The 500-nt window shown below is 54.4% G+C and carries 1 protein-coding gene and 1 pseudogene; both read right to left on the reverse strand.

Annotated elements, in window-relative coordinates; all coding sequences use genetic code 11:
* A pseudogene (locus HNW77_RS17320) lies at window positions 1-212 on the reverse strand (glycerol-3-phosphate transporter permease); the annotation flags it as partial.
* 95 nt (window positions 213-307) lie between these two features.
* Window positions 308-500 (reverse strand): tRNA lysidine(34) synthetase TilS (gene tilS / locus HNW77_RS17325; protein WP_172159338.1); only part of this gene is annotated, 193 nt, incomplete at its 5' end.

The following is a 500-nucleotide window of genomic DNA, read 5'->3' on the forward strand; positions in this document are numbered from 1 at the left end:
GCGTCGAGATAATAGCTGTCGTGAAAAAGCGCGACGAAATTCTCCAGCCCGACAAATTGGCTGGAAAAACCAAACGGATCGACGCTTTGCAGCGAATACCACAGCGCTTCGCCCGCAGGCCAGATAAAGAAAATAACGGTGATAACCAACTGCGGGGCAACCAGTAAATACGGCAGCCAGCGCGAGCGGAACACCGGACGGAATGATGACATGAAGGTTCTTTTCCTGGAAGGTGCCGGATGGCGGTGCAAGCACCTTATCCGGCCTACGTTCCATGCGATACGTAGGCCTGATAAGCGCAGCACCATCAGGCATGCCAAACCAAACTCACCCCTTCTTTATCTTCTGCTGCTCCCTCCCGCGTCACAAAAACACCCGCAGCCGCAATCAGCGTTTCGCCGTAAAACAACAGCGGCGTGGTATCTCGTCGCCAGGGCGGGATCCCCTGCTCCTGCCAGATTTTCTTTAACTTACGTCCACCGTTACGCCCGACAATATGT

The organism is Komagataeibacter melomenusus, from assembly GCF_013155395.1.
Taxonomy (GTDB): domain Bacteria; phylum Pseudomonadota; class Alphaproteobacteria; order Acetobacterales; family Acetobacteraceae; genus Komagataeibacter; species Komagataeibacter melomenusus.